Raw genomic sequence first — 7,194 nt, 5'->3', positions numbered from 1 at the left:
TATTGATAATATAACGTGCGCTAGAGCCCTTGGGCTTGGTTTCCCTGCCGGGTAGCCACAGGGAGTGGGGGCAAGGGGAGAGGGATCGCAGGCAGAAAGGTCTGGATTGGAGAATGAGGATGGAGACCAACTGGAAGAGGTGCATCCGCAGGATGTGACTCTGGAAGGCGGTAGCACCGGAGGTGAGCTGTATGTTAGAAGATGTGATTAAGGTATGGGGTGGTCATGAGGTGACTGCCATGGATGTATATAGGGATATGTTTAAGTTTGGTGAGGGGTATCTGCAGAATGAGAATGAAGAGAAAGGCGGGTACAAGGCTAATCCGATAGCATACTGGAGGAACGAAGGAAAAGAGCATGGTCATTACAGGGTAATGTTCGAGGATACCTTTGAGGAGACGCTGAAGGAGCTGCAGGAGGCTGATTTCTGTATTCTGAATGGTCTGAGTTACTTTGGAAGGAAGAACGTGCAGGAGCATGCAAGCAAGATGTTTGCTATGATTTTCGATCTGGATGGAGTGACGGATAAGACGCTGAATGCGTTCCTGAATGGAGCGTATGAGGTGGATGCATATCCGATCCCGAATTATATCATTCTGTCCGGTCATGGGGTGCATCTGTACTATTTGTTTGAGGATCCTATACCATTGTTTCCAAATCTGAAGATCCAGCTGAAGGAGTTTAAGTATGCTTTGACCGACAGGCTTTGGAATGCCTACACAAGCACATACAAGAGCCGTCAGAAGCAGGGAATCAATCAAGGCTTTCGAGTGATTGGTGGCAAAACAAAGAAGGATGCTCCAGAAAGAAGGGTTAGAGCATTTCAGCTGAACACTCATCCGTTTACGCTGACGCAGCTTGCCGAGTACGTGCCGGATGCGATGAAGGTAGATGAGAAGAAACTATTCAGGGAGTCTAAAATGAGCCTGAAGGAAGCCCAGAAGAAGTATCCTGAGTGGTATGAGCGTGTTGTGATTGGTAAGGACAAGAGTAAGGCTCGTTGGAAGATTGAGGAGAAGGTTCACGGGGACAATCCGTATGCTCTCTATGATTGGTGGAAGGCGAAGGTCAGGGAAGGTGCTGCATATAATCATAGGTATTTCTGTATTATGTGCCTGGCTATTTATGGAGCAAAGTGTAATGTTCCTCAGGAGCAGGTTGAGAAGGATGCATACGAGTTTGTACCGTTCTTGAATAGCATCAATCCGGCAGAACCTTTTACGGTCTCAGATGCAGAGAGTGCTTTGGAGTGTTATGATCATCGCTATTGTACGTTTCCAATCAAGGATATAGAAATAATTTCAGCTATTCCGATAGAGAGAAATAAAAGGAATGGAAGAAATCAGAAGTTGCATCTTGCAAGAGCTAGGGCTGTTCAGATGGTAGATGACCCAGAAGGTGAATGGCGGAATAAAGAAGGACGCCCTGTTGGATCAGGAACGAAGGAACAGGCTGTCAGGGAGTATATGGAAGCTCATCCTGAAGCATCTGTGTCAGAGATTGCGAAAGCACTGGGAATGAGCAGGACGACCGTATACAAGTATAAAAATAAGGAGCCGGCAAGGATGGAAGAATCAAAGATTGATTACATGGTAGAGTTGTCTGATGGCACAAAGGTCATGATTGAGTCTATGAAGCCTCTCAGTGAGTACGAACAGGAGCGTCTGGCACGTCTGAAGGCATATCAGGAGAGAATAGCAAAAATGGAAGCGACAGAAGCTGAAAAGAGTGATATAATTGACTGAAAACAACCTTGTACAAAGGTTGTACAACAGGGTTGTTTAAGGAGATGAGGACATGATCAGCCTGAAGGATTACGCAAAAAAGAAGAATGTATCGTATGAAGCCGTGCGAAAACAGGTCAACAGATACCGTGACGAGCTTGGTGATCATCTGTATAAGAAGGAGAGGACTCAATATCTGGACGAGGAAGGTGAGGCTTTTCTTGATCAGAAACGTGCGTCCAATCCGGTAATACTGGTCGAACATGACAAGGATGAGCAGATCGAGGAGCTGACACATCAGAACGAGGCTCTGAAGATCAAGATCATGGAGTTGCAGGATCAGTTGATCAAGAGTAAGGATCAGCTTCTGGAACGTGATCAGCAGCTCATTGAGTTGAAGGATCAGCTTTATTTACTGACTGCAAAACAAGAGCCGGAGACGGATCCGGAAGAAGATGGTTCCGAAGAAACAGAAGAATTAGTGGCTGAAGAACCGAAACAACCTGATGTACAACCGTTGGATGAGCCGAAATCGGAGAAAAAATGGTGGCAATTCTGGAAATAAAAAAGAGTCTTTTTCAAGACTCTTTGTATTGTTCGAGTATCGGTTTCCATTCAGTGAGGACTTCACGTCCGATAATCAGATTATCAATCAATCCCATGTTAAGGGTGTCGATGAATCTACAAAGGTAGGACTTTCCTAAGTCCCAAAAGGTGTATCGTCCGTCAATAAACATGACATGATGTACTTCCTGTCCGGTTCGGCTGAAGATCTCATTAAACTCATAGCCGTCGAGTTCTGCTTCATAGACTGCATCAGCTACACGGCTGCCAAATGACTTTGAATAATAGTATTCTTTGATTTCCCAGACGAGTTTAGGACTGTAAATAGAAGGGTAAGCTCCGTCAAAACGTCTGCTGGATGCTCCGGTGATGGTTCTGTTATTCAGAATATAGACCAGACCGCGAGGATCCGGATCAAAGCTGTCACCGCCACCCAGAACGCTTTCAGCAATCATTGTTATGATCGCTGTGAAGTAGTTGACTTTTTTCTTTTCACCACTTTGCTTGTTCATGATGAGTTTACTGTAGTAGGTTCCAAGACGCTGCAGCTGTTCGAACTCATGCTGAGCCATTTCAGCATCCATGAGGTTTTCTTGGACAATAGTATTGATTGCATCGGCTCTCATTTGGCAGTAATCGACTGCCTGAGTGATACGATCTGGAGATGCGAAGATGTTTTCTCTTTTGCAAAGTTCTTCTATCTGCTCTCTGGTGTAGGAGAGGATTTCGCCTTTTTTAGAGTAACCGAGCTTTTCGCTTACAAAGCGGATGAAGAACCAGAAGGATTTATCTTCTTTTGTAAATCGCTTAAATGCTTTCATTTTCCGCCTCCATAAATAGTTGAGAAACCGTTGTGCCCAGGGCACAGGCGATTTTCTCGATGTTTTCTAAAGATACATTCCTTTTTCCGAGTTCTATATCGCTGATATAGGTCCGGTGGAGGTCGCAAAGATCTGCAAACGCTTCTTGAGAGATATTCTGTTGTGTTCTTAATCTTCGGACAGTCTTGCCGAAACGGATCAGCAGCTCTGTTTGCATTCTTGACACCTCCTTTTTTGAAAATTATACTGATTATGCAGACTTTAAGTCTACAGATTATAAGTTACAGGAGAGATGATATGATACCAGCTCTGTTAAAATGGATAGGAAATAAGCAGCGTTTTGCAGGGACGATTATTTCCTATATGCCTGAAAGTTTTAATAATTATTATGAGCCGTTCATGGGGAGCGGTGCGGTAATGGCGGAGCTGTTGAGCAGCAATAAGCAGTTTACGCATGCTTATGGAAGCGATATTTTACCGTTTTTGATGGATGTTTTTGAACTGATTAAAGAAGATCCGGAGAATCTGACCGAGTATTATGAGAAGGAAATCAAAGAGTATTATGATGATCCTGAAGGTAAATACAATGAGATCAGAGACAGATTTAATGCAGAACATAACCCATACGACTTTCTGTTGCTTTCAAGAACCTGTTATTCAGGAGTAATCAGATTTAGAAAAGCAGATGGATATATGAGTACTCCGAGAGGGCCACACAGACCGATAGCTCCGGAGACATTCAGGGATAGGGCCATGATGTGGCATAGGCTTCTGCAGAAAGCATCTTTTAAGACTGAGAGTTATATTGAGGCCATGGATCGGGCTCAGGAGGGGGATGTGATCTATTGTGATCCGCCATATACGCACTCCCAAAGTATTATTTATGGAGCCCAGGCATTTGATGTAAATGTGCTTTTTGAGAAAATAGCAGAGTGTAAGGCAAGGGGTGTAAAGGTAATTCTTTCTATCAATGGAATGAGAGATAGCAAGAAAAAAGATATTTCAATCACACCACCAGAGGGGCTTTTTGAAAGAAAGTTGCTTGTAAACTGTGGCACGTCCATGATAGACAGACTGCAGAATACTGGCAAAAAAATGAAGGATAAGAAGGTTGATGACCAGTTACTTTTAACGTGGTAGCTGATGTATAGGCATAAATAAGGCAGCCCGAAAGAGCTGCTTTTTTTATGCCGTCAGGGCATCAACAGCGACCGGAAGGGAGCAAAATAACGGTTTATCGGTTTACGCATCAGCGTGAACGGGTAAACCGTTATGATTGGAATTATGTATCATATCTTGGTTGATTTTTTCGGAGATTCAGGCTATAATATAGGTGTTCTTATTTATAAGATTTATATAGATGCAGCTGTAATGTATACGGCATGGACTACCTGAATGCACCGTAGTAACCTTTGTGAATTGGGAGTAGTAAGGAGTCAGGCAATGATCATTAGTAATCCTTTTGAACGTGATTGGAGCTACTGGGAAAGACCAGACGAAACGTAGATCTCTGGAAATCAGTTACGGATCCAGACAAAAGAAAACGGTATCCCATGAATGAAAAGCCTGGGAAAGTGGCTTAGAAACCCATAAACCTTGTGAATGAAGTCTCCTGCTGTAGAAGTGGAGAAGGTGATGACTAACATCCGATGCGATCCTGAACGCACCGTCATCAAACCAAAGGAGCGAACGAGGAACCGACCGCTGAGAGGAAAATCGGAACAAGAACCTTCACACATAAGAAGCAAAAAAGTGTATTTATCAGTCACACATAAGACTTTAAAAAGTGTTCTTTGCTGAGTGTAGTGATCCGTGAGGACATGCATGAAGCGGCTTTGCTTTAACATACAACTGAGAAAGAAATCAAGGAGCATAGCGACAGCTATGCCTATTCGCATATATAAGAAAGGAGCTGCATATGGGTAGACGTGATAAATCATACTCAAAGGATCTGCACCAACAGGCATATGACCGCCTGACCGGTATGCAGGCCTTTGGAGAAAGTAAAAAGGAATCAATGGCTAACGGTACGGATCGGGAGAAGATCTTCTCGTTTAACACTTATCAGACGTACTGGAAGCATACAAAATATTTCATCAAATGGGTTCAGGAAAAGTATCCTGAATGTAAAACATTGAAGAAGGCGGAGAAATACGTGCCGGAGTGGCTTCAGACAAGGGTTGACCAAGGGTTGTCTGCGTGGACGATCCATACGGAAGAAGCTGCACTGAACAAGCTCTATCAGATAGCTCCGGACGATCCAAAGAGGTTTCAGGCTCCAAAGAGAAACAGGGAAGAAATCAAGAGAAGTCGAACCACGACAGAGAGAGACAGGCACTTCTCTGTGACCAATAATGATGAGCTGATCAAGTTCTGCAAAGGTACCGGACTTAGGAGAAGTGAGCTGGTCAACCTGAAGGGAAAGGATCTTGTGACAAGAGATCAGGTCGAGGCAAAAATAAAAGAATTGGAAAGTAAAACGGATCGTACACCTGCTGAGGACAAGAGGCTTGCCATGATGAAGGATACGAGGCTGTTTAAGGACTGTGAATACTTTACCTGGGTAAGAAACGGTAAAGGAGGCAGGGAGCGTATAAGCCCTGTAATAGGCTCAAATTCGGCTCAAATCATTGAGAGGATGTTAAGCACGGGTAAAGATGAAAAAGTCTGGCAATACGTCAATACAAACGCTGACATACATGGTTACAGAGCAGAGTATGCAACAGAGATATATAAAACGCACGCAAGGGATATAAAAGACATTCCATACGACCGAAAGAACAAGGGAACAGGGAAGATGTTCCAGAGCGATGTGTACACTTGCCGTAAGGATGAAGCAGGAAAGAAACTTGATAAGGCTGCAATGCTGATCTGCAGCAAAGCATTAGGACATAACCGTATCAGCGTTGTAGCTGACAACTATATCAGAGGATTGTAAGAAAGGGGGAAGGGTCATGGGATCTTTTGTAAAAAGAACGCTTACCGGATATAAAGAAGTACCAGGCGGATACTCTGATCCGGAAGCCGAGTATTATATCGAGTCAATGAAAGAATATCAGTCGGATGTGGCAAAACTCCGTAAGGCTGAAGAAGCTGTAACCCAGGCAAAGAGAGATGCTGAGGACAGAGTAAATCAGGCATATGCAAGTGCCAACAGACAGCTGAAACAGTATCAGGAAGATGCTGATCAGAAAGCTGAAAGAAGGGTAACAGTAGCTCAGGAAGCCCAGAGAATGGCTGAGGCAAGGCTTAAAGAAGCTCTGGAGAGAGCAGATCGTGCTGAAGCAGAGTTGAAGCGACAGAAATATCTGAATGGAAATCTGAAACGTATAGCAAGAGAAAGGGCTAATCAGGATCGTGATATAAGGCCGAAAAAAGAGCATGACGGTTATCTTGTTATGAGCAGCCGTCAGTGGGTCGAGAATTACGAATATACCTATACGGATGAAGAATATGAAGCACTGGATTATCAGTTCAAGAGGAAACATCCTAAGCCGTATACGGAGCGTAGAAAGGCTGATGTATGGAAGTCAATCATACAGACACCGTATGATGCGAGCCTGCCTCTGGATCAGATCAGGGGACAGGTAGAAAGCGAAATCGGAGATGTTTTGGACTCGATCGGTTGCCAGAGTTGGCTGAAACCGGAATATAACGGAGAGTTTTATGACTTTGGTAAAAACGATGAAGGGTATCCAAAAAACGGTATGTACAAGTGGAAGTATCAGGCTAATTATAAAGCCGGATTCTGGGAGCTTGAGATCTTCACAACAAAGAGCCTGAGAGTACCGGAGAACCGTAGGCCGAGACCTATGGGAAGGAAGCAGGGAAAGAAAAAGCCTGCTCCTGTAGCCCCTGTTGAGTATGAATTTGACTGGTAAAGTGTAAAATAAAATATATTGATAATATAACGTGCCCTGTTGCCTTTTGAGGGTGACAGGGCTTATAATGGGTCAAAAGTGTTCAATTAACTGTATTGATAATATAACGTGCGCTAGAGCCCTTGGGCTTGGTTTCCCTGCCGGGTAGCCACAGGGAGTGGGGGCAAGGGGAGAGGGATCGCAGGCAGAAAGGTCTGGATTGGA

7 protein-coding genes are annotated in these 7,194 nt (G+C 44.1%); 5 read left to right on the top strand and 2 right to left on the bottom strand.

All coding sequences use genetic code 11. The annotated features are described in order from the left end of the window. Positions 1-230: 230 nt before the first annotated feature. Positions 231-1,745, top strand: coding sequence for a hypothetical protein (locus ACTQ3K_RS12470; RefSeq protein ID WP_441568216.1), 1,515 nt, complete (start codon positions 231-233; stop codon positions 1,743-1,745). Between the two features lie 52 nt (positions 1,746-1,797). Continuing rightward, entirely contained in the window at positions 1,798-2,289 is a 492-nt protein-coding gene (locus ACTQ3K_RS12465) for a hypothetical protein (RefSeq protein WP_441568217.1), read from the top strand. A gap of 13 nt (positions 2,290-2,302) precedes the next feature. On the opposite strand, the gene ACTQ3K_RS12460 is transcribed toward ACTQ3K_RS12465, so the two are convergent. Together ACTQ3K_RS12460 and ACTQ3K_RS12455 are read right to left on the bottom strand one after the other, a co-directional pair. Further along, positions 2,303-3,109 carry a DUF7687 domain-containing protein gene (locus ACTQ3K_RS12460; protein WP_441568218.1) on the bottom strand — a complete coding sequence of 269 codons (807 nt, stop codon included), beginning with the start codon at positions 3,107-3,109 and terminating at the stop codon, positions 2,303-2,305. Next, on the bottom strand, positions 3,096-3,326 hold the full coding sequence (locus ACTQ3K_RS12455; RefSeq protein ID WP_441568220.1) for a helix-turn-helix domain-containing protein: 231 nt from the start codon (positions 3,324-3,326) through the stop codon (positions 3,096-3,098). Before ACTQ3K_RS12455 ends, ACTQ3K_RS12460 begins: the two co-directional genes overlap by 14 nt. Positions 3,327-3,406: 80 nt before the next feature. Here ACTQ3K_RS12455 and ACTQ3K_RS12450 point away from each other — a divergent pair, with 80 nt between their 5' ends. From ACTQ3K_RS12450 to ACTQ3K_RS12440, 3 genes are all read left to right on the top strand, one after another. Beyond that, a complete protein-coding gene (locus ACTQ3K_RS12450; protein WP_441568221.1) occupies positions 3,407-4,249 on the top strand; it encodes a DNA adenine methylase in 843 nt (280 codons plus the stop codon). Positions 4,250-5,027: 778 nt separating this feature from the next. After that, a complete protein-coding gene (locus tag ACTQ3K_RS12445) occupies positions 5,028-6,047 on the top strand; it encodes a site-specific integrase (RefSeq protein ID WP_441568214.1) in 1,020 nt (339 codons plus the stop codon). A gap of 16 nt (positions 6,048-6,063) precedes the next feature. Next, positions 6,064-6,990: a hypothetical protein gene (locus tag ACTQ3K_RS12440; RefSeq protein WP_441568215.1), complete on the top strand. Its 927-nt coding sequence runs from the start codon at positions 6,064-6,066 to the stop codon at positions 6,988-6,990. The last annotated feature ends 204 nt before the right edge of the window (positions 6,991-7,194 follow it).

The organism is Candidatus Paralachnospira sp. LCP21S3_A2 (assembly GCF_052118925.1).
In the GTDB taxonomy this organism is placed as follows: Bacteria; Bacillota; Clostridia; order Lachnospirales; family Lachnospiraceae; genus Lientehia.
Note: the sequence above shows the minus strand (reverse complement) of the source record. Positions and strands in the feature narration are given on the sequence as shown.